The sequence below is a fragment of the Mesorhizobium sp. 01N446 genome (assembly GCF_056399285.1).
Map to the genome: position 1 here is coordinate 1 of NZ_JBFTRA010000012.1, position 21,409 is coordinate 21,409.

Genomic DNA, 21,409 nt, shown 5'->3' on the forward strand with positions numbered 1-21,409 from the left:
GCCCTGATCGCAGTTTCCGGTGCGCGCGCCGCCGACGCCGTCGTGCCGACGCCGTCGTCGTCGCCGAGCCGGAACCCGCTGAATACGTCAAGATCTGCGACGTCTACGGCGCTGGCTACTTCTACATCCCCGGCACCGAAACCTGCCTGCGCATCGGCGGCTACATCCGCTATGACATCGGCGTGGGCGACCACGGCGCGTTCGGCGGCGCCAACAACGTTCCGGACCACTTGAACGCTGGCGACACCAACGACAGCTACTGGAAGAATGCCCGCTTCGCGCTGAAGACCTGGACCGGTCAGGAAACCGAACTCGGCACGTTGAAGACCTACACCGAGACCCGCTTCAACTTCGGCAACAGCTACGGCAACTACGGTGGCGGTGGCGGTGGTTGGCAGGCTGGCAATGTCGGCGACGGCGGCGATGGCAGCAACAAGGTTTCGCTGAACTTCGCCTGGATCCAACTCGGTGGACTCCGCGTCGGTAAGGACGAGTCGGCCTTCGATACGTTCATCGGCTACGCCGGCAACGTCATCGAGGATACGATCGTCCCCTACGGCAACTTCGACACCAACGTCGTCCAGTACTACTTCGACGCCGGCAACGGCTTCTCGGCCGTGGTCTCGCTCGAAGAAGGCTCCGGCGTAGACACGGTCGACAGCTACGTTCCGCATGTCGTCGGCGGTCTGAAGTGGACCCAGGGTTGGGGCGCGATCACCGGCGTTGTGTCGTATGACAGCAACTACGAAGAAGTCGCCGGCAAGGTTCGTTTGGACGTCAACGTCTCCAACGAATTGTCTCTGTGGATCATGGGCGGCTACGGTACCGATGACAACCTCAACGATCCCACTGTTGCGGTCCCTGCTGGCGGTCGCGGCTTCTACAAGCAATGGGGCGGCAACTGGGCTGTTTGGGGCGGTGGCACCTACAAGTTCAACGAGAAGACCTCGTTCAACGCTCAGATCTCGTATGACGACTGGAAGAACCTCGGCATCGCGGCGAACGTCGCTTATGACGTGGTTCCCGGCTTCACGGTCACGGCTGAAGTCGACTACAACAATGTCGGCAGCGATGATTTCTCGAAGGCCTGGGTTGGCGCCGACAAGAAGAGCAACGTCGCCGGTATCCTCCGCTTCCAGCGCTCGTTCTAATAGATTTCGTCTTGTCGAAATCGAAACCCGGCGGGCAACCGCCGGGTTTTTTCGTGAAGCTCATCAAAAATACAGCGATGCTGTCGCGAGGTCCAAAGCGCGTCGCGTTGATCATGCGACGCGCTTTAGCCTTGTTTTGTGTGTATCGTTCTCCCAAAGCGAGGTCGCTGTTGGGCAACATGCACTGGTCCTGTTTTTTTGAAAGTTGGCTGATCCAACGAGCCGACGACGGGCCTGTGAGAGTTTCGTCTGACGACTCAGCCGGCAGATAGCTCGATCACACGCTCACCCGACCAAAAACCCCTTGTCAGTCTGACAGCAGCCAGAGCTTTCGTGCAGGATCAGACCCCCGCCAGATCACCCAACGCATCGACCAGCGGCTGAATTGCGCTTCCATAAGCCTTCCAGCGATTGACGGACGAGGTGTAGATCGGCTGGCGAACCTGCCAGCGGCTGAACGTGTTCACCGAACCGGCCTTGTCAAAGAATCGCAAGCAGGCATCGTCCCAGGGCAGGCCAAGATGGTATATCAGGCGGCGTGATTGCCGTTCCTGATCGGCGACCATGTCCTCATAGCGGTTCTGCAGGATTTGCCCGGGAAAAACCGTATCCCAATGACGCATGAGCCGGTCGTACTCGCGATAATACAGGCCGAGTGTGTGGAGATCGGCGGCATAGCTATTGTCCTCGTTGAAACTCAGGAAATAGCATGAGAGGCAATTGTCGATGGCATCGCGGCGRCAGTGAATGATGCGCGCCTTGGGAAACAGGAGCCTTATGAGGCCGATGAGTTCGAAATTATGAGGCAGTTTGTCGACGATTCGTGAAGCTTCCGGCGATTTTTGCCTGATGTGGGCGAGATATTCTTCAGCCAGGGACTTCGACTGATCGACCGTCATGTCCAGGATCGATCTGCGCAATTCCTCCGGCGAGCGTGTTTTGGGAGCGAGCCTGTTGGTGATACGCCGCAGCTTTGTCAGCTCGCCGGCGCCATAAGCATCGGGGTGGCTGGCACAGATCTGCTCGGTCAAGGTGGTGCCCGAACGCGGCATGCCAAGCACGAAGACGGGCACTTCGGATGAGCTGCCATGTCCTGCCTTGGCGGCCAGCATCTGCGGACTGAACAGTTCGATCATGAAATCGATGCTGCGGCGATAGGCCTCCATGTCAAAGCGACGGGCCGAGCGCTTTGCCTGCCGGAAATGATCCATCGCCTCATCATAGCGCCTGAGATCGTTGAGCACCTTGCCCGCCGCATAGTGGAGCTGCTGTATGCTTTTCCCATCGAGCGCCAAATTTTTCAGCTCAGCCAGGATGGATTTGAATTCGGCCGGCTCTTCCGTGAATTTTCGGATGCTGACCAAGCCGTTGTAGGCAGCGGCGACATCCTGGCGATGGCTGATCGCCTCTTTCATAAAGTCTATTGCCTCGGCCATACGGCCGAGGCTTACAAGCGCATTGGCCAGCCCCATTCGGATAGCGGGACGGCCGCCGTCGATCTTGAGCGCCTTCCGATAGAGTGGCATCGCGATATCGGCCTTGCCGAATTCGGTGTAGGCGCGGCCCAGCGCGCAAATCGCCTCGACCCAGTCGGCTTTCAGCTCGCAGGCACGTTCAAAATGCTTGATTGCATCGGAGTGCTCGCCGACTTTCGAATAGGTTTCACCCAACGCCAGATGGTAGTGTGGGTTTTGAGGCGCTGCTTCCACCGCCCGCTCGAAACACCGGATGGCCATCTCGTCGTCCAGGCCGAGCGCAAACGTTCCCAAGAGATACAAGGCGAGAGGGTGTCGCGGGGCATGAGCCAATACACGCTGACACAGTGCCTCCGCCTCCAGCAACCGATTTGCCCGATGGAGCTCGACGGCCTGCCTGAGCAGTGCGTCATCGGCCTGTGCGCGGGATAGAGAGCTTGCGTTCGGCTGCGGGTTCTTCGGTCCGGACGGAGTTTTCAGATGCTTCGACCAGGCGGGCGGCAGACGATTGTTCATCGTCCTTCGCTAGCAAAAAGAGGTGGCGGAATCCAGCGTTACAGCTGGAAACCGAGGGGTGCTTGCACGGCCAGCCCGGCCACGCTAGCAAGAAGTCCCTTTTCCAAGCGAGTTCCCACCATGCGTCAGCGCCCTGCCCTCTCGCCGATCATTGCAGCACTCCCGTCGACCGTGCCGTTTGTCGGCCCGGAAGCGCAGGAGCGCGAGCGCGGGCGGGCTTTTCGTGCCCGTATCGGCGCCAATGAAAGCAGCTTTGGCCCGTCGCCGCGCGTCATTGCCCGCATGGAGCAGGTCGCACGCGACCAGTGGATGTATTGCGATCCCGATAATTACGAGCTGAAGGTGGCGGCGGCCGTGCATCACGGCGTGGCGGTCGAGAATGTCGTTGTCGGCGAAGGCATCGATGGCCTGCTCAGCCTGGTGGCGCGCATGTATGTGGCGCCTGGTGATGCGGTGGTCACCTCGCTCGGCGCCTATCCGACCTTCAACTTCCATGTTGCCGGTGTCGGCGGGCGGCTGGTGACCGTCCCTTACGAGAACGACCGCGAAAGCCTGGACGGCCTGCTGGCGGCAGTCGTCAAGGAGAAGGCGCCACTGGTCTATCTGTCCAACCCGGACAATCCGATGGGCAGTTGGTGGGAAGCGGACGAGGTGATCCGCTTCATCGAAGCGCTGCCGGCGACCACCATGCTGGTGCTCGACGAGGCCTATGGCGAATTGGGGCCGGCCTCGGCCCTGCCGCCGATCGATATCTCGCGGCCGAATGTCATACGCATGCGCACCTTTTCAAAAGCTTATGGGCTTGCAGGGATACGCTRCGGCTATGCGGTGGCGGAGGTCCAGGTGATCCGCGACTTCGAGAAGATCCGCAACCACTACGGCGTCAGCCGCATGGCGCAGATCGCCGGCCTCGAGGCGCTTGCCGATCAGGACTATCTCGAGACGGTGGTGGCGCGGGTGGCCGCCGGGCGCCAGCGCATCGCTGATATCGCCGGGCAGAACGGGTTGAAGCCGCTAGCCTCGGCGACCAATTTCGTCACCATCGATTGCGGCCACGATGGTGCCTTCGCGCTGAAAGTGCTGCAGGGGCTGTTGTCGCGCGACGTCTTCATCCGCAAGCCGATGGCGCCAGGGCTCGACCGCTGCATCCGCGTCAGCGTCGGCCTCGACCACGAACTGGATATTTTCGCCGAGGAATTGCCCGGCGCGCTGGCGGCGGCGCGAGGGAATTAATGCATGTCGCCCAAAAGTGACCTCGGTTTCGGGAGAACGACATGCATAAAACAAGGACCTAAAGCGCGTCGCATGAATCCGTTTCGATGTGACGCGCTTTAGGCAATTTCGTTGCGTTCGCATGCCGGTGCTCCGCCCAGCAGATGCCTGACGCGCGTCAGCATACCCGACAACTCGGCGGCTTCCTCGTCGCCAAGGTCCGCGGTCAGGCGAGCAAGATCGCGATCCGCGGCCGCCTGGAGCGCGGCAAGCGCGACTTCACCGCGCGTGCTGAGCGAGAGGACGCGACGGTGCAGGGACCCAGGGCCGGCACGCGTTTCTATCAGGCCGGCGGCAGAGAATTTTCGAAGGATTCTCGTGATATAGGCCGGATCCAGCTGGAGTTCCCTGGCAATGTCGGACGCTGCAGGTCCGAAATCGATTTGAAACGCCCTTGCCAGAAAGCCTGCCTTGCCAGGGGTTGTGGCAATGTGACTGGATCGACGAGCCAATTCGAACAGCACCCGCGCCTCGGTCAGCGTATAGGCGCTGTGCGTCAAGGTCTCGTCGAGCAGCCCAATCAGACCGGTGTAGAACCGGTTGAAACATCTGAGATCGCTGACCAAGTCACTCCGATTGGCTGGCATGTGACGCGCCTTCCCTGAGATTCCATATTGCTGGATCATTGCGTAAAAGTTGACTAAGTCAACTATTTATTGGATCTAGTCATCCATCTTGCAAAACAAACCTCGGCTGCTGTTCGATAGTCCCCTCAAACCAGTTGCCTTCGCCCGATCCTGCGCCAGACTCTATGCAAGGGAGCACGCGATGAACAATCGGAAAAGGGCAGTGCAGGCCCGCGTCCATGGCAGGGTGCAAGGCGTCGGCTACAGGATCTGGGCGAGAGGCGAAGCTGCGGGGCTTGGGCTGATGGGCTGGGTGCGCAACGAAAGAGACGGCTCGGTCACGGCATGGCTTGCCGGCGCCGACGCGGCGGTTTCGGCCATGATCGAACGGCTTTGGCAAGGCCCGGCGGGTGCTTCAGTCTCGCGGGTCGATGTCGAGGAGATCGAGACCTGGACCGCGCCTGGAGACTTCAGGATTGTCGCGTAGGCGGATGCGCGTCTGAGTTAGTTTGCCGCCCTTGAATTAATTGAACGTTCGTTTTATTATCTCCGCGTTAATGAGGCGATCATGGCGCGCACCACAGGATCCGACGGCGAACGAACCGAGGCGGCAGTCCGCGAAGCGGCGGTCAACCTGATCGCACGTTACGGCTACGAGGCGATGTCGATGCGCCAGCTGGCGGCCGAGGTCGGCGTGCAGGCGGCCGCGCTCTACCGCTATTTCCCGACCAAGGAAGACCTGCTGTTCACGCTGATGCGCGAGCACATGGAGGGGCTTCGGGAGGCTTGGGGACACGCGAGGCCAACCGGTGCAGATCCGGCGGAGCAGCTTGCGGCCTATGTGCGCAACCACATTGCTTTTCACATCGAGCGCCGGCACGCCACGCATGTGTCAAACATGGAACTGCGCAGCCTGTCGCCCGACAGGCTGACACAGATCCTGCGCATGCGCACGGCCTACGAAAAGGAGCTGCGCACCATCCTGCGCGACGGTGCCGACGCTGGCGCCTTCAGCATCGAGGACACCGGCCTGACGGCCATGGCGCTGATCCAGATGATGACCGGCGTCATCGTCTGGTTCCGGCCTGGCGAGCGGCTGTCGGTCCCTGAAGTGACGGCGACATATCTTTCCATGACAATGCGGCTCGTCGGCGCGAAGATCGCGGACAGCGCCGCGCGTCCATCGGACGCGCAAAGGACGCTGTCCCACTTCAATTTTCGCGCATGATCCTTTCCGAAAAGCGAAGTCGATTTTCGGGGTCATGCGGCACGGAGGAGAAACATGTACACGAACACGCTCAGCTTCGGGCATGACGAGGACATCGAGGCGCTGCGGGACCTGGTGCGCCGCTTCGCCCAGGACAGGATCGCGCCGATCGCCGGCGATATCGATCGCCAGAACGAATTTCCGGCGCATCTGTGGCGCGAGATCGGCGCGCTCGGCCTGCTCGGCATCACCGCCGACCCCGATTTCGGCGGCAGCGGCATGGGCTATCTTGCCCATGTGATTGCGGTGGAAGAAATTTCCCGCGCCTCGGCTTCGGTCGGCCTCTCCTACGGCGCCCATTCCAACCTCTGCGTCAATCAGATCAACCGCTGGGCGACGCCGGCGCAGAAGGAAAAATTCCTGCCGCAGCTGTGTTCGGGCGAGCACGTCGGCGCGCTGGCCATGTCGGAATCCGGCGCCGGCTCGGACGTCGTCTCGCTCAAGCTGCGCGCTGAAAAGCGCAATGACCGCTACGTGCTCAACGGCACCAAGATGTGGATCACCAACGGCCCGGACGCCGATACGCTGGTCGTCTATGCCAAGACCGATCCGGAGCGCAGATCGCGCGGCATCACCGCCTTCATCGTCGAGAAGGCGATGAAGGGGTTTTCCGTCGCGCAGAAACTCGACAAGCTCGGCATGCGCGGCTCCAACACCGGGGAACTGGTGTTCGAGAATGTCGAGGTGCCGTTCGACAATGTGCTGCATGAGGAGGGACGCGGCGTCGAAGTGCTGATGTCGGGCCTCGACTATGAGCGCACCGTGCTCGCTGGCGGCCCGATCGGCCTGATGGCGGCTTGCCTCGACGTGGCGATCCCATACGTTCACGAACGCAAGCAGTTCGGCCAGCCGATCGGCGAGTTCCAGCTGGTGCAAGGCAAGCTTGCCGACATGTACACGGTGATGAGCGCCGCACGCGCCTATGTCTACGCCGTTGCCGCCGCCTGCGATCGCGGCCAGACGACGCGCAAGGATGCTGCCGGCTGCGTGCTGTTTGCAGCTGAAAAAGCAACTCAGATGGCGTTGGACGCCATCCAACTTCTGGGCGGCAACGGCTATATCAACGACTATCCGACCGGCCGGCTGCTGCGCGACGCCAAACTTTACGAGATCGGCGCCGGCACCAGCGAGATCCGGCGCTGGTTGATCGGGCGCGAGATCATGGCGGAGGGGGCGTGATGTCCCCCTCCACCATTTCAGCCGAATGCCTTGGGCAGATCATCGGTTGGCTTGGCAACGATCTGGTGCGCGTCGCGCCACAGAACTTCGCGTTGGCGCGCCGACGTGATCGAACGCACCGGCAAACCACCCTCCTCGATCAGCCACGCGCAGTAGCGTGCACGGCTGATCGCTTCCTTGGCATCCGGATCAAACCAGCAGATGCCCCAGATCGGGTTGCGTCGCTTGAAATGCCGGCCAACTCGGCCAGGAAGCGGCAAGTGCTGATTGAACCAGTCGAACTGGCCCTGCAGTTCGCCATGAATCCAGTCCGGGCAGCCGGTATGATGCAGATACCAGGACGCATGGAAGAAGCCTGTCTCCACCCGGCTGTCCGGGTGGATCAGCGGTGTTACGAACCGCACATACATGATGACACCCGCGGTGATCGCTCACACCGCGTTCCTTTTGCTCAAATTCGGGATGCAGAAGACCGCCCTTCGGCGGCGTCAGGCCATGGCCGAAGGGAGACGTCTGGTGAAATGCACAATCATGCTTTTCATCGTTGCCTCCGAGGAGTGTCAGTTGCAGGAGACCGCCGTGTAGCGAACGGCACCCACGACGGTCGGACGCGGGCTGATACAATGGTCGAGCTGAAGCATCAAGGGATTTGAGGAAGCGACAACACGATGGCCACGCTGCAAACCCAGATCTCCCCCTCCTCCGAAACCTTTCGCGCCAATGCCGAACGCATGCGCGCACTAGTCACCGACATTGCCGAAAAGGCCGCGACGGTCGAGCGTGGTGGCTCGGACGAAGCACGCGAGCGCCACGTCTCGCGCGGAAAACTGTTGCCGCGCGAGCGCCTCGCGCAATTGCTCGATACCGGCTCGCCCTTCCTCGAGATCGGCCAGTTCGCGGCGTGGTCGATGTATGGCGAGGAGATTTCCTCGGCCGGCTTGATCGCCGGCATCGGCCTCGTCGAGGGCACAGAGGTCATGGTCGTCGTCAACGATGCCACGGTGAAGGGCGGCACCTACTACCCGCTGACGGTGAAAAAGCATCTGCGGGCGCAGGAGATCGCGCTGCAGAACAAACTGCCTTGCATCTACCTGGTCGACAGCGGCGGCGCCAACCTGCCCAACCAGGACGAGGTGTTTCCCGACCGCGAGCATTTCGGCCGCATCTTCTACAATCAGGCCAACATGTCGGCCGCCGGCATCCCGCAGATCGCCTGCGTTATGGGGTCCTGCACGGCAGGCGGCGCCTATGTGCCGGCAATGTCCGACGAGACTATCATGGTGCGCAACCAGGCGACCATTTTTCTCGGCGGCCCGCCGCTGGTGAAGGCGGCCACCGGCGAGGACGTCAGCGCCGAGGATCTGGGCGGCGCGGATGTGCATACGCGGCTTTCCGGCGTTGCCGATCATTATGCGATGGACGACGAGCATGCGCTCGCCATCTGCCGACGCATCGTCAAAAACCTGAATCGTAACAAGACTGTAAGCCTGAACTTACAGAGATCGATTCCGCCGCTTCATCCGGCGGATGAACTCTACGGCGTCGTGCCGACCGATCTGCGTCAGCCCTATGATGTGCGCGAGGTCATCGCGCGCCTTGTCGACGGTTCCGAATTTGACAAGTTCAAGCAGAACTACGGCACGACGCTGATCACCGGTTTTGCCCATCTCCACGGCATGCCGGTGGGCATCATCGCCAACAATGGCGTGCTGTTTTCCGAAAGCGCGCTGAAGGGCGCGCATTTCATCGAGCTGTGCTGCCAGCGCGGGATCCCGCTGGTCTTCCTGCAGAACATCACGGGCTTCATGGTCGGCCGGAAATATGAGGCCGGCGGCATCGCCAAGGACGGCGCCAAGCTGGTGATGGCGGTTGCCACCGCCAGGGTGCCGAAGGTGACCGTCATCATCGGCGGTTCGTTCGGCGCCGGCAATTACGGCATGTGCGGCCGCGCCTATTCCCCACGCTTCCTGTGGATGTGGCCGAACGCCCGCATCTCGGTGATGGGCGGCGAACAGGCGGCAACCGTGCTTGCCATGGTCAAGCGCGAGGGCATCGAGCGCAAAGGTGGCGAATGGAGCGCCGAGGAGGAGGCGAAATTCAAGAAGCCGATCCTGATGAAATACGAGCATGAGGGCCATCCGCTCTACTCGTCCGCCCGCCTCTGGGATGACGGCATCATCGATCCGGCGAAGACGCGCGAGGTGCTGGCGCTGAGCCTGTCCGCCGCGCTCAATGCCGAGATCGAGGAGACGCGCTTCGGCGTGTTCAGGATGTGAGATGAGCAGGGCGCTGGACAGGATCCGCATCCACACCGGCGACATTACGAAGCTGGATGTCGACGCCATCGTCAATGCCGCCAATTCGTCGCTGCTTGGCGGCGGCGGGGTCGATGGCGCCATCCATCGCGCCGCCGGCCGCGAGCTCGAGTTCGAATGCCGGATGCTGGACGGATGCAAGGTCGGCGACGCCAAGATCACCAAGGGTTACAAACTGCCGGCTCGGCACATCATCCACACGGTCGGGCCGGTCTGGCAAGGCGGCGGCAAGGGCGAAGCCGAATTGCTGGCGTCATGCTATCGCAGGTCGCTGGAACTCGCGGCCGCCCATGATTGCCGTTCGGTGGCGTTTCCCGCGATCTCGACCGGTGTTTACCGCTACCCGAAAGATGAGGCGGCCGAAATCGCTGTCAGCACGATCTGCATGATCGTCGAAGACAAAACCATACCCGAAACCGTCATCTTCTGCTGCTTCGACGAGCATATGGCGGAACTATACCGGCGAGCCGTTGCTGTGCTCCGGAAAGGTTGAATTGTATGGACCAATCGATTCATCAGCACAGGCAAACTCGGGCCCCCGACAAGGAACTGGCGGCGAGGACAAATATTCGCTACTGCTTGCCCCGCGCAATGCAATGGGGACAATGGGGACAGGGTGGAAATGAAACTGAAATATTTCCGGCGGACAGCTGCGTCGATACTTGCAGGATTACTAATATTAACGACAGCCGGCGCCAGCCAGGCGGGATCGCTCGCAGGAAGCAAGGGAGACGTGCGTTTTCCGCCGACCCTGGGCACGGGCGAATGCAACGTTGCCTACAAGGGCTACGTCGCGGCGAGCGGTCATTCGGCCTACGCCACAACCTTTTATTCGCGCGTCGTCGACCTCTACATCATCTGCGGGACGAAGCTCAACGCACCGTCCCAGAAGGCCGCGGAAGAGATCGCGCTGCGCAACTGCCAGGCCGGCTTGACGCGTTGGAAGCTCAAGACCGCGAGTGGCGGCTGCGCGATCTCGGCATCGAAATAGGCAAGTGCGCTTCGCTCGCAGAGCACTCCCTTGGTAAGGGAATGCTCTGCATCAAGTGCCGAACTGCAAGGCAGCATCCGGCGAAGGGAACGCCTGCCCGTATAGGTTTGCGGGACGGCGGGAGCGCGAAGGGACGCCTGGGGCGCTTTCATCAAGCCCGGGCTACGGAGGCTCCATGTTCAGCAAAATCCTGATCGCCAATCGGGGCGAGATCGCCTGCCGTGTCATCCGCACGGCCCGCAAGCTCGGCGTGCACACCGTCGCCGTCTATTCGGACGCCGACGCGAAATCCCTGCATGTAGAAATGGCTGACGAGGCCGTCCATATAGGCGCCTCGCCTGTCGGCGAAAGCTATCTGCGCGGCGACAAGATCGTTGCGGCGGCCTTGTCGGCAGGGGCGCAGGCCATTCATCCCGGTTACGGCTTCCTGTCGGAAAACCCTGATTTCGTCGACCAGGTGGTGGCGGCGGGGCTCACCTTCATCGGCCCATCGGCGGCCTCGATCCGCGCCATGGGGCTGAAGGATGCCGCCAAGCGGCTCATGGAGAAAGCCGGTGTCCCCGTCGTTCCGGGCTATCACGGCGAGGCGCAGGAGATCGTGCTGCTTGCATCCAAGGCACGCGAGATCGGCTATCCCGTCCTGATCAAGGCGCGGGCCGGCGGCGGCGGCAAGGGCATGCGGCGCGTCGAGCATCCCGATGATTTCTCCGAGGCGCTGTCCGGCGCCCGGCGCGAGGCAAAGGCGGCTTTTGGCGACGACCGTGTGCTGGTCGAAAAATATGTCGACAAGCCGCGACATATCGAAGTGCAGGTGTTCGGCGACAATTTCGGCAATGCCGTTCATCTCTATGAGCGCGACTGCTCGGCACAGCGCCGCCACCAGAAGGTGATCGAGGAGGCACCCGCCCCCGGCATGACGCCGGCGCTGCGCAAGGCGATGACGGAGGCGGCGGTGAAGGCCGCCAAGGCGATCAATTATTCAGGCGCCGGCACCATCGAGTTCATCGTCGATGCCTCGCAAGGGCTGAAGGCCGACCGCTTCTGGTTCATGGAGATGAACACCCGCCTGCAGGTCGAGCATCCCGTCACCGAAATGGTCACCGGCACCGACCTGGTCGAGTGGCAGTTGCGCGTCGCCAGCGGCGAAAAACTGCCGAAGACGCAGGGCGAGATCACGCTTGCCGGCCATGCCTTCGAGGCGCGCATCTATGCCGAGGATGCGGCAAAGGGGTTCCTGCCCGCAACGGGCACGCTGCACCATCTGAAGTTCCCCGAAGCAGCCCCCGAGGGTGCCACGATGCGCGTCGAGACCGGCGTGCGGGCCGGTGATGCCATCTCCCCCTATTACGATCCGATGATCGCCAAGCTGGTCATCCATGCAAAGGACAGGCAAGCGGCGCTGGAAGCGCTCGGTGTGGCGCTGTCGCAGACCGAAATTGCTGGTTCCACCGTCAACACCGGCTTTCTTGCCGCTCTTGCCGCCGATCCCGACTTTTGCGCCGGTGACGTCGACACCGGCCTGATCGGCCGGCATCAGGCGGCATTGACCCAGGTCGCGTCGCCGAGCGGCGAGATCATCTCGGCAGCAGCCCTTGCCGCCTCCGGGGCAGCAGCTTCGCCGCCATCGAACGACCCATGGTCGTCGCTGTCCGGCTACGCGCATTTCCACGGCGTGGCGCGGCGCACGCGGCTGAAGTTCGGCGAGACCGATATATTGGCAAAGGTTTCAGTGCGGCCGGACGGGCGCTTCCAAGTGGCGCTTGATGCACCCTATGACAGCACCAATTCGCATGATTTTCGCACGGCACCCCGCCTCGCCCGCTGGCCTGGCCGCATCACGGTGTTCGAAGGCGCCGTCGGCTACACATTCACGGTACCGGACCCGTTGGCACGCAGCGATGACGCGGCAGCCGCCTCCGGCAGCCTGCGCGCGCCGATGCCGGGTCTGGTGAAGCTGGTGCGCGTGGCCAAGGGCGACGCGGTGATCAAGGGCCAGCCGCTGCTGATCCTCGAGGCGATGAAGATGGAGCACACCATTGCCGCCCCGCATGACGGGGTGGTTGCCGAGATCGCCGTGGAAGGTGCGCAGGTTACCGACGGAACGGTGCTTGTGCGGTTCGTCGAGGAACAGAGCGCTCCGACCGCCGCCGCAGGCTGACAAACGGAGCGCATCGCGGACCGCAAAGCAAAATGGCCGGGGCGAACCCCGGCCATTTCTCTGGATCATCGCGTCAGATTACTGCGCGATCGGCGCGTACTTGCCGTCATGCCACTGGTTGATGTCGTAGCTGGCATTCTTGAGGTCGCCCTTCTCGTCGAAGGTGACGTCGCCGACAACCGTGCTGATCGGCGTGCCGTTCTTCAGCGCCTCGGCAACCTTGGCCGGATCGTCGCTGCCGGCTCGCTTGACGCCTTCGGCGAAAGCCTGGACGACGGCGTAGGAGAACAGCGTGAAGCCTTCCGGCACGAAGCCGCCGGCCTTGATCTTCTCGACCGCTGCCTTGGCTTCCGGCTTTGCCTGCGGGTCCGACGGGAAGACGAACATGGTGCCTTCGCCAGCCGGACCGGCAACCTGCCAGAATTCCGGCGAGGCGATCGAGTCCGGCATGATCAGCTGGAACTTCAGGTTCTGTTCGGCCGACTGACGCAGGATCAGGCCGGCTTCAGGATGGTAGCCGCCGAAATAGACGACGTCGGCCTTGAGATCCTTCAGCTTGGTGACGAGCGCCGAATAGTCCTTCTCGCCGGGATTGATGGCGTCATAATAGACTTCCTTGAGGCCGCCCGTGTTCATGGTCGCCCTGACGGCATCAGCCACGCCCTGACCGTAGGCGCTCTTGTCGTGCAGGATGACGACGTTCTTGCCGGCATACTTCTTGGCGATCCACGGACCGATGAAGGCGCCCTGTGCATCGTCACGCGTGTAGAGGCGCATGATGGTCGGCCAGCCGGCCTTGGCGGCCGCGTCGGTCAGCACCGGGTTCGAGGACGCCGGGCTCATCATCAGCGCGCCGGCTTCGGCATAGACGGCCGAGGCCGGAATGCTCGAGCCGGAGCAGGCATGGCCGTCAATGAACTTGACGCCGTTGGCGACGATGCGGTTGGCGACCGACACGGCCTGTTTGGGATCGCACTGGTCGTCCTCGATGTCGAGCTTGATCATCGAGCCGTTGACGCCGCCGGCGGCGTTGATGGCGTCGGCGGCGGCCTGTGCACCCTGCTTGAACTGGTCGCCGATGGTGGCGAGCTGTCCGGTCATCGGGCCGACCACCGAAACGGTGATGTCGTCGGCGAATGCGACCGGCGCACTCATCATCAGGCCGAAAATGGCCGCGCTCAAAATACTCATTTTTTTCATGGCAATAGAACTCCTCCACTCACGCGCGGCCGCCCCGGCCGCGCTTCTTCCAGAGAGGCGGGACAATTTCATCCTTCATTGGGCCTGTCTAGGCGCATTTGGCGCCGCTCGATTGGGCCTGTGAGCCCTCATCCAGGCAAAAAAGCCACGCCAGCCTTGTTTCGGCCGGTCGTGGCTTTTTGCCTATCGGGCTGTTTCCCCAGCGCCCCCGCGCCGCGAACCCAACGTGGCCTTCCCTGTCTTCCCTGCCATGACCTTGTCCGAAAACCGGATTTCCAGATTTCGGATCATGGTCCATCGTACGGCTTGGGCCGGTGCGGCCTGCCGCATTCTTGTCGTTGATGGCCTGTGGCCTGGCTGTCTGCGCAGCCTTATCCCTGTTTTGGCCCGACCGTCTTGGAGCGGTCTTGGCCGGAGCGTCCCCGTCTGCCGGAAATCTAGTGCATGGTCATCCATTCGCGGGCTTCGCGCAGCGCCTTGGCGATCTCGACCTTCGACATGGCGGCCGACAGTTCCGAGCGCAGTTCCGCGGCACGGGCCGAGCCCTTGATGGCGGCGATGTTGAACCATTTGTGGGCGGCAACGACGTCGGTCTCGCAATCGCGGCCGGTCGCATACATCATGCCCAGTTCGAAAAGGATGTCGGCCTGGGCAGTTGCCCCCATGGCGCCGAAACCTGCTTCAAGCATTTCAAAACGTGCCATTTTAGTCCCCTGTCTGGCTCCCGAGAGCTGCCTCCGTTCGTCTTGTCCGGGCCGCTCTTTCGATGCTTCCGAGAATGCCGATCAGGCTTGAATCCGTCGTTAAATGGCGTGCTTAATTTGAAGAAAACAAAGCTAAAACAAGAGGTAAACGCCGAAATTCGTTAAGGATACGAAGCCAGCAATTCAGCCGATTTTCGTCAAATTTGACGAAAATTTTCGGAGCCTCGATCAACACTCCGCTAACCACGGGAAACAAACAGGACGCGCCGGTCGTTTTCTTTCCTCGCCCACAGAGCCAATTCAGGCGGCTTCAAAATGCCGAAATCTTCCCTAGCGGCACCGCTTTTGTTTTGCCGGGAGCTGGATTAGCTTACGTTTGCGTAAGCGGCAGACCGGCGAGGCGGAGAATTCGGCCGGCTATCCAAAGGGAGCAAGACATGTTTCGAAAAGTGAGCCTGGCTCTTGCAGCCACATTGATCATGGTGGGGACGGCATGGGCCGATCCGATCGAAGGCAGCTGGAAGACGCAATCCGGCGAGACCGCAAGCATCGCCGGCAGCGGCTCGTTTTCCATAACGCTCAAGACAGGCAAGCATGCCGGCAAGACGATCGGCTCGCTCAAGCCGGCCGGCGACAACAAATATGCCGGCAGCATCACCGACCCGGCAAACGACAAGACCTATTCCGGCAAGGCGACGTTGTCGGGCACTTCGCTCAAGATGAGCGGCTGCGTGCTTGGCGGACTGATCTGCAAGAGCCAGACCTGGCATAAGCTCTGATCGACCCTATCCTTGTGATCTGACGACGGGGCCCAGCAGGCCCCGTTTTCGTTTTAGCGGCACGTCGAGCCCTGGCGCGCTCGCCCTGCCGGCTGTGGCCGCTTAGTTCCCGGCACCCGCTCAGATCCCGTCAATCAATTTGAACCGCAGATGAACGCCGGCATCAGAGCCGGTTCAGAGGCGTTGGGGCATTCTCCGGCGTGTTGAAGGAGACACGGCCCCAATGCTTGCTCGCCGCTTTACCATCGTCTGCCTGCTGATGAGCCTGTTTGGAATGTTCTTCGCCATCCTCGTCGCCGAAGCGGGCCGTTCTCCCCGCTCCTGGGACGAAGCCAACAGACTATGCCGTCTCGCCTGCCCGACCAACCTTCGCCACTGAAACAAAGAAACCCGGACCTCGAAAAGAAAAGCTCAGAGATCATGACCCGCATCGCCGCCAACACCCTGAAGACCCTTCGGCTCCTGCCGCGGGCGGTGCTTATCCTGATGCTCCTGGCTGCGCCGGTCCTGGCGGTGCCGATGATGCGCGCCGATGCCGGCTCGACGATAGAGGCGCCGGCCCTGAGGAAGTCCGGCGTGGGTTTCGTGCTGCTGGTCAGCCTGCAGAGGGGATAAAGAAAAATGGCGCTTTGAGCGCCTTCGGCAGCGAGCCCCCTCCCAACCGCTCGTCCAAGTCTCTATATTGAGCCATGGAAAAGCGAATCTACCCCCAAGCCATCGAATCTGTCGTCATGCCGGAGCCTTTTGGCCGGCAAAGCTTTGACAACGCCGAAAAGGCCGTTGCCGCACTGCAGCTGCTTTACGACCRCAACACCAAGTTCCTGCGCGACGCCTTCGCGGCCCTGGCGGCCGACGGGGGCGACAGCAGCAGGCGCTACCGCGCCTTCTACCCCGAGATCGGCGTCACCACGAGTTCGTTCACCCAGGTCGACTCGCGCCAGGCCTACGGCCACATGCCGACGCCCGGCCATTTCGCCACCACGATCACGCAGCCGCAGCTGTTCGAGCGCTATCTGATAGAACAGCTGCGCCTGATCATGCGCAACCACGGTGTCGCGGTCACAGTTTCGGAATCGACCACGCCCATTCCGCTGCATTTCGCCTTCCTGGAGGGAACCTACGTCGACGGCGCCGCCGCGGAGCGCATCAAGCGGCCGATCCGCGACCTGTTCGACGTGCCTGATCTCGACGGCACCGACGACCAGATCGCCAACGGCACGTTCGAAGTGGCCTTCGGCGAACCGAGACCGCTGGCCCCGTTCACGGCGCAACGCATCGACTATTCGCTGCACCGCATGACCCACTACACGGCGACCAGCCCGCAGCATTTCCAGAACTTCGTGCTGTTCACCAACTACCAGTTCTACATCGACGAATTCGTCGCCCGCGCCCGAGACCTGATGGAGAAGGGCGGCGGCGGTTACACGGAATTCGTCGAGCCAGGCAACGTCGTGACCAGAGCCGGACAGAGCGCACCGAGCGAAGGCGTTGGACCGCAGCGCCTGCCGCAGATGCCGGCCTATCACCTGAAGAAGCCGAATCATGGCGGCATCACCATGGTCAACATCGGCGTCGGTCCTTCGAACGCCAAGACGATCACCGACCACGTAGCCGTGCTGAGGCCGCATGCCTGGGTGATGCTTGGCCATTGCGCCGGACTGCGCAACACCCAGGCGCTCGGCGACTACGTGCTGGCGCATGCTTATGTGCGCGAAGATCACGTGCTGGACGACGACCTTCCGGTCTGGGTGCCGATCCCGCCGCTGGCGGAGATTCAGGTGGCGCTGCAGGAGGCGGTCGCCGAAGTCACCGGCCTGTCAGGCTATGATCTGAAGCGCATCATGCGCACCGGCACCGTCGCCACCATCGACAACCGCAACTGGGAACTGCGCGACCAGCGCGGGCCTGTGCAGCGCCTGTCGCAGTCGCGCGCCATCGCGCTCGACATGGAATCGGCGACGATCGCCGCCAATGGCTTCCGCTTCCGCGTGCCCTACGGCACGCTGCTATGCGTTTCCGATAAGCCGCTGCATGGCGAGTTGAAACTGCCTGGCATGGCGACCGAATTCTACAAGCGCCAGGTGGCGCAGCACCTGACCATCGGCATCAGGGCGATGGAGAAGCTGGCCGAGATGCCCATGGAGCGGCTGCATTCACGCAAGCTCCGGAGCTTTTCGGAAACGGCGTTCCAGTAGGGCGGCCGCGACGCCTCGGCGAGGCAAATCGCCATCTTGCCCAGGACGCATTTTGGCCGATAAGCAGATGGAACGGATCGTCAGGCGGCATTCGGCAGACACGACCTCGATGATGACAGGCGCGCGCTTGAAAATGACGGCTGGGTTGGCATTCCTGGCAATGACGGCATTGTCGGCTGCGCTGTTGGCCGGGTTCTTCGGCACCCTGCATCCGGCTTTCGATTCCTTCTCGCATTTCCGCATGCACTTTAGCGTGCTCATGGCGCTTCTGGCACTGCCGCTGCTTGCCAGTTCGTTTCGGCTGCAAGCGGCGGCGGGGTTGCTGTTTGCCATCGCCTGCCTGGTCACGACGGCAAGCGCCCTGCCGAGGCTTTGGCCGCAGGCGGCGGCCGCCAAACCCGCCGACCAGATCGTCTACAGCCTGCTGCAGATGAATTTGCGCTTCAACAACCCGACACCGAAGAAAGTGCTCTCGCTGATCGGCCGCACCAATCCGGACGTGATCACCCTCGACGAGGTGTCGCAGATGTGGACGACAGAGCTTGGCACCATCACCAGTGCCTATCCCTACAGTATCCTGTGCCCTTACCCGAACGGGGCGTTCGGGGTGGCGTTGCTCTCCCGCCGGCCCTTCATGGCCGGCACGAAACCCAGTTGCGAGCCGCGCGGCGCGATGGCAACCGCCACCATCGACTTCGGCGGGATCGACGTCGATGTGGCCGCGATCCATTTGAGCTGGCCGTGGCCGAAGGAACAATACTGGCAGATCGGCGAACTGTCGCAGACATTGGCCGGGCTGGGCGAGACCGCGATCATGGCTGGCGATTGCAACGCCGCGCCGTGGAGCGCGGCGGTGCGGCGGGTCGCGGCTCTCGGCGGGCTGACACTTATGCCTTCGGCTGGCCCGACCTGGATCCACCGGACACTACCCGACGTCCTGCGCCGCTATGCGGGCCTGCCGATCGATCAGGTGTTCAGCAAGGGTGGCTTGACCATCCTGTCTTCGCAGCGGCTGGAGGACACCGGCTCCGACCATCTGCCGGTGCTGGTCGAGTTCACGCTACGCCCAGACGACAAGCAGCATGAGAATGACCACGCCACAGCGCTCGCGGCGAGCGACTTGTCGGCCAAGCCGCACGGCTGAATCCAATTCTTGTTTTAGTGCAATTCCGGACGGAAAACCGTTTTGCCCTGGTTCACGGTTTTCCGGTCAAGGCAGCGATCAGATGTTCGACATGGCCGCCATTGCTGTGTTCGCGCCGATCGAAGGCGTTTTGTTTGGCCTCATATTCGGCATAGACAGCCCGGATGCGCAGTTGCGCTTCGCGGCGCGCCTTGGAGCAGGACGGATCGTTTGCGATCCGCAGGCCGGTTATCGACTTCTCCGTGGCGCGCATCATCTGCCTGGCGATGCGCCCATGTGTTTCCTCATGGGCGCGAACACCTGCGAAAAACGCGTTCCAGCGCCTCTTCAGCGCCGGCGTCGCGGGGGAGGCAAGGCGCGGGAACGTATAGGAGAGATTGAGCGTGCCGTTGGCCCGCTGCACTCGGCAAAAGCCGTTGGCCTCACGGGCGTTGAGGTTCCAGTCGACGGTATAGGCCGTGGTGGCGATGGCATGCGTCATGAAGCCGTGCCTGGGGCCTTTGCTGTCCATCGCATCGACGAGAGCGGCGCCTGAGCTTCCCGTGACGTCGTAGGTCCGCGTCTGGACCACTGCCCTGGTGCCGGCCGAGGCCTCCTGCGCACAGAGCGCCCCGATGGCGACGAGGCATTTCAGAACTGTCCGGCGCATCGGCCTTCTCCCTATTCCTGGAGAAGGAACCATAGACCGGTGGCCGTTTCAACGGTCCTGCCGGCCTGCATGCCCACGCAGCCGGCCCCCGCCCGCATTTTTGCCGCCGAGTCCGAAACCGCCGGCGGCGCGACGTCACATACCCTGGTAGACCGGGCCCTCGCCGCCTTGCGGCGGCACCCAGTTGATGTTCTGGTTGGGATCCTTGATGTCGCAGGTCTTGCAGTGCACGCAGTTCTGCGCGTTGATGACGAAGCGCACATCCTTTGCCGCCGGATCGGCGGCGGCATTGCCGTCCTTGTCGACCCATTCGTAGACGCCGGCCGGGCAATAGCGTGTCGAAGGCCCTGCAAAGACATCGTGCTCGGACCGCTTCTGCAGTTCCATATCACCGACCAGCAGGTGGACCGGCTCGTTCTCTTCGTGATTGGTGTTGGACAGGAACACCGAGGACAGGCGATCGAAGGTCAGCACGCCATCGGGCTTCGGATAGGCGATCTTCTTGTGCTGGGCGGCCGGCTCGAGCGCGGCATAGTCGGCCTTGCCGTGCTTCAGAGTGCCGAAGGGCGAGATGCCGAACAGCGTGTTCAGCCACATGTCGAGGCCGCCGAGGCCGACGCCGACGATGGTGCCGAAGCGCGACCAGAGCGGCTTGACGTTGCGCACCTTCTTCAAATCCTTGCCGATGTCGGTCGCACGCCAGGCTTCCTCGTACGAAGTGAGTTCGTCATTGGCGCGGCCGGCGCCGATCGCCTCGGCGACATGGTCGGCCGCCAGCATGCCCGACAGCACGGCATTGTGAGAGCCCTTGATGCGCGGCACGTTGACGAAGCCGGCAGCGCAACCCATCAGCGCGCCGCCGGGGAAGGACAGTTTCGGCACCGACTGCCAGCCGCCCTCGGTGATCGCGCGCGCGCCATAGCCGAGCCGCTTGGCGCCCTCGAATGTTCCCGCGATCGCCGGATGGGTCTTGAAACGCTGGAATTCCTCGAAGGGCGACAGATACGGGTTCTTGTAGTTGAGGTGGAGGACGAAGCCGACCGCCACCTGGTTGTCCTCGAGATGGTAGAGGAAGGAGCCGCCGCCGGTCTTCATGTCGAGCGGCCAGCCGAAGGAATGCTGGACCAGGCCCGGCCGGTGGTTCTCCGGCTTGACCTGCCAGAGTTCCTTGAGTCCGATGCCGTATTTGCCGGGCTCGCGGCCGTCAGAGAGTTTGTATCTGGCGATCAACTGCTTGGCGAGCGAGCCGCGCGCGCCTTCGCCGATCAGCACATATTTGCCCATCAGCGCCATGCCCGGCGCAAAGCCCGGCCCATGCGTGCCATCCTTCTCGACGCCCATGTCGCCGGTGACGACGCCGGTGACGGCGCCCTCTTCATTGTAGAGCAGGCCGGCGGCGGCAAAGCCCGGATAGATCTCGACGCCGAGCGCCTCGGCCTTGCCAGCCAGCCAGCGGCAGACATTGCCGAGCGAGACGATGTAGTTGCCGTGATTGTTCATCAGCGGCGGCATCAATATGTTGGGCAGGCGGAACGAGCCGGCAGGGCCGAGCACCAGGAAATGATCCGCCGTGACCGGCGTCTTGAAAGGATGGCCCTCCTCTTCGCGCCAACCGGGCAGCAGCCGGTCGATGCCGATCGGATCGACGACGGCGCCGGACAGGATATGGGCGCCGACCTCGCCGCCCTTTTCCAGCACGACGACGGAAAGCTCGGGATTGACCTGCTTGAGGCGGATGGCGGCGGCAAGGCCGGCCGGACCGGCGCCGACGATGACCACGTCGAATTCCATGCTTTCGCGTTCGATATCGCTCATCAACCCCTCCGCACTGGCTTGCCGCTGTTGCGT

At 62.4% G+C, this 21,409-nt stretch carries 20 protein-coding genes and 1 pseudogene; 14 read left to right on the plus strand and 7 right to left on the minus strand.

The window, feature by feature from the left end; genetic code table 11:
- Nucleotides 1–1,151: pseudogene (locus tag AC1DPX_RS31020) on the plus strand (porin); the annotation flags it as partial.
- Between the two features lie 341 nt (nucleotides 1,152–1,492).
- Here the strand turns inward: AC1DPX_RS31020 and AC1DPX_RS31025 are convergent.
- Entirely contained in the window at nucleotides 1,493–3,142 is a 1,650-nt protein-coding gene (locus AC1DPX_RS31025) for a tetratricopeptide repeat-containing sulfotransferase family protein (RefSeq protein ID WP_477241558.1), read from the minus strand.
- A gap of 120 nt (nucleotides 3,143–3,262) precedes the next feature.
- On the opposite strand from AC1DPX_RS31025, the gene AC1DPX_RS31030 reads away from it, so the two are divergent.
- Entirely contained in the window at nucleotides 3,263–4,375 is a 1,113-nt protein-coding gene (locus AC1DPX_RS31030; RefSeq protein WP_477241560.1) for a pyridoxal phosphate-dependent aminotransferase, read from the plus strand.
- 98 nt (nucleotides 4,376–4,473) lie between these two features.
- Here AC1DPX_RS31030 and AC1DPX_RS31035 read toward each other — a convergent pair whose 3' ends face one another.
- On the minus strand, nucleotides 4,474–4,980 hold the full coding sequence (locus tag AC1DPX_RS31035; protein ID WP_477241562.1) for a MarR family winged helix-turn-helix transcriptional regulator: 507 nt from the start codon (nucleotides 4,978–4,980) through the stop codon (nucleotides 4,474–4,476).
- A gap of 202 nt (nucleotides 4,981–5,182) precedes the next feature.
- Here AC1DPX_RS31035 and AC1DPX_RS31040 point away from each other — a divergent pair, with 202 nt between their 5' ends.
- From AC1DPX_RS31040 to AC1DPX_RS31050, 3 genes are all read left to right on the plus strand, one after another.
- Entirely contained in the window at nucleotides 5,183–5,467 is a 285-nt protein-coding gene (locus AC1DPX_RS31040) for an acylphosphatase (RefSeq protein WP_477241564.1), read from the plus strand.
- An 81-nt stretch (nucleotides 5,468–5,548) separates the two neighbouring features.
- On the plus strand, nucleotides 5,549–6,208 hold the full coding sequence (locus AC1DPX_RS31045) for a TetR/AcrR family transcriptional regulator (protein ID WP_202355129.1): 660 nt from the start codon (nucleotides 5,549–5,551) through the stop codon (nucleotides 6,206–6,208).
- A gap of 54 nt (nucleotides 6,209–6,262) precedes the next feature.
- Nucleotides 6,263–7,426 carry an isovaleryl-CoA dehydrogenase gene (locus tag AC1DPX_RS31050; protein WP_477241566.1) on the plus strand — a complete coding sequence of 388 codons (1,164 nt, stop codon included), beginning with the start codon at nucleotides 6,263–6,265 and terminating at the stop codon, nucleotides 7,424–7,426.
- Between the two features lie 17 nt (nucleotides 7,427–7,443).
- Here AC1DPX_RS31050 and AC1DPX_RS31055 read toward each other — a convergent pair whose 3' ends face one another.
- The gene (locus AC1DPX_RS31055) at nucleotides 7,444–7,836 is read right to left on the minus strand and encodes a hypothetical protein (RefSeq protein WP_477241568.1); all 393 of its coding nucleotides are present in this window, start codon (nucleotides 7,834–7,836) and stop codon (nucleotides 7,444–7,446) included.
- A 258-nt stretch (nucleotides 7,837–8,094) separates the two neighbouring features.
- Here AC1DPX_RS31055 and AC1DPX_RS31060 point away from each other — a divergent pair, with 258 nt between their 5' ends.
- From AC1DPX_RS31060 to AC1DPX_RS31075, 4 genes are all read left to right on the plus strand, one after another.
- On the plus strand, nucleotides 8,095–9,702 hold the full coding sequence (locus AC1DPX_RS31060; protein ID WP_477241570.1) for a carboxyl transferase domain-containing protein: 1,608 nt from the start codon (nucleotides 8,095–8,097) through the stop codon (nucleotides 9,700–9,702).
- A 1-nt stretch (nucleotide 9,703) separates the two neighbouring features.
- The gene (locus AC1DPX_RS31065; RefSeq protein WP_202355134.1) at nucleotides 9,704–10,234 is read left to right on the plus strand and encodes an O-acetyl-ADP-ribose deacetylase; all 531 of its coding nucleotides are present in this window, start codon (nucleotides 9,704–9,706) and stop codon (nucleotides 10,232–10,234) included.
- Nucleotides 10,235–10,363: 129 nt separating this feature from the next.
- The gene (locus AC1DPX_RS31070; RefSeq protein WP_202355135.1) at nucleotides 10,364–10,732 is read left to right on the plus strand and encodes a hypothetical protein; all 369 of its coding nucleotides are present in this window, start codon (nucleotides 10,364–10,366) and stop codon (nucleotides 10,730–10,732) included.
- Between the two features lie 175 nt (nucleotides 10,733–10,907).
- Nucleotides 10,908–12,890: an acetyl/propionyl/methylcrotonyl-CoA carboxylase subunit alpha gene (locus tag AC1DPX_RS31075; protein WP_477241572.1), complete on the plus strand. Its 1,983-nt coding sequence runs from the start codon at nucleotides 10,908–10,910 to the stop codon at nucleotides 12,888–12,890.
- A gap of 78 nt (nucleotides 12,891–12,968) precedes the next feature.
- Here the strand turns inward: AC1DPX_RS31075 and AC1DPX_RS31080 are convergent, their stop codons facing one another.
- Nucleotides 12,969–14,090, minus strand: a complete 1,122-nt coding sequence (locus tag AC1DPX_RS31080) for a branched-chain amino acid ABC transporter substrate-binding protein (protein ID WP_477241575.1) — start codon at nucleotides 14,088–14,090, stop codon at nucleotides 12,969–12,971.
- 437 nt (nucleotides 14,091–14,527) lie between these two features.
- Nucleotides 14,528–14,794, minus strand: coding sequence for an SEL1-like repeat protein (locus AC1DPX_RS31085; protein ID WP_010915070.1), 267 nt, complete (start codon nucleotides 14,792–14,794; stop codon nucleotides 14,528–14,530).
- Between the two features lie 437 nt (nucleotides 14,795–15,231).
- On the opposite strand from AC1DPX_RS31085, the gene AC1DPX_RS31090 reads away from it, so the two are divergent.
- The 5 genes from AC1DPX_RS31090 to AC1DPX_RS31110 all read left to right on the plus strand — a co-directional run bounded on the left by AC1DPX_RS31090 (nucleotide 15,232) and on the right by AC1DPX_RS31110 (nucleotide 18,912).
- Nucleotides 15,232–15,573: a DUF2147 domain-containing protein gene (locus AC1DPX_RS31090; protein ID WP_477241577.1), complete on the plus strand. Its 342-nt coding sequence runs from the start codon at nucleotides 15,232–15,234 to the stop codon at nucleotides 15,571–15,573.
- Nucleotides 15,574–15,796: 223 nt separating this feature from the next.
- Nucleotides 15,797–15,952 (plus strand): hypothetical protein, encoded by a 156-nt coding sequence (locus AC1DPX_RS31095; protein ID WP_202355148.1) that lies wholly within the window; start codon nucleotides 15,797–15,799, stop codon nucleotides 15,950–15,952.
- A gap of 41 nt (nucleotides 15,953–15,993) precedes the next feature.
- Nucleotides 15,994–16,188, plus strand: coding sequence for a hypothetical protein (locus AC1DPX_RS31100; RefSeq protein WP_202355149.1), 195 nt, complete (start codon nucleotides 15,994–15,996; stop codon nucleotides 16,186–16,188).
- A 116-nt stretch (nucleotides 16,189–16,304) separates the two neighbouring features.
- A complete protein-coding gene (locus AC1DPX_RS31105; protein WP_477241579.1) occupies nucleotides 16,305–17,768 on the plus strand; it encodes an AMP nucleosidase in 1,464 nt (487 codons plus the stop codon).
- Between the two features lie 67 nt (nucleotides 17,769–17,835).
- The gene (locus AC1DPX_RS31110; RefSeq protein ID WP_477241581.1) at nucleotides 17,836–18,912 is read left to right on the plus strand and encodes an endonuclease/exonuclease/phosphatase family protein; all 1,077 of its coding nucleotides are present in this window, start codon (nucleotides 17,836–17,838) and stop codon (nucleotides 18,910–18,912) included.
- A 52-nt stretch (nucleotides 18,913–18,964) separates the two neighbouring features.
- Here the strand turns inward: AC1DPX_RS31110 and AC1DPX_RS31115 are convergent, their stop codons facing one another.
- Both AC1DPX_RS31115 and AC1DPX_RS31120 read right to left on the minus strand, forming a co-directional pair.
- Complete coding sequence (locus tag AC1DPX_RS31115; protein WP_202355151.1) at nucleotides 18,965–19,561, minus strand: DUF922 domain-containing Zn-dependent protease; 597 nt, start codon at nucleotides 19,559–19,561, stop codon at nucleotides 18,965–18,967.
- 135 nt (nucleotides 19,562–19,696) lie between these two features.
- Complete coding sequence (locus AC1DPX_RS31120) at nucleotides 19,697–21,376, minus strand: electron transfer flavoprotein-ubiquinone oxidoreductase (protein ID WP_202355152.1); 1,680 nt, start codon at nucleotides 21,374–21,376, stop codon at nucleotides 19,697–19,699.
- Nucleotides 21,377–21,409 lie beyond the last annotated feature (33 nt).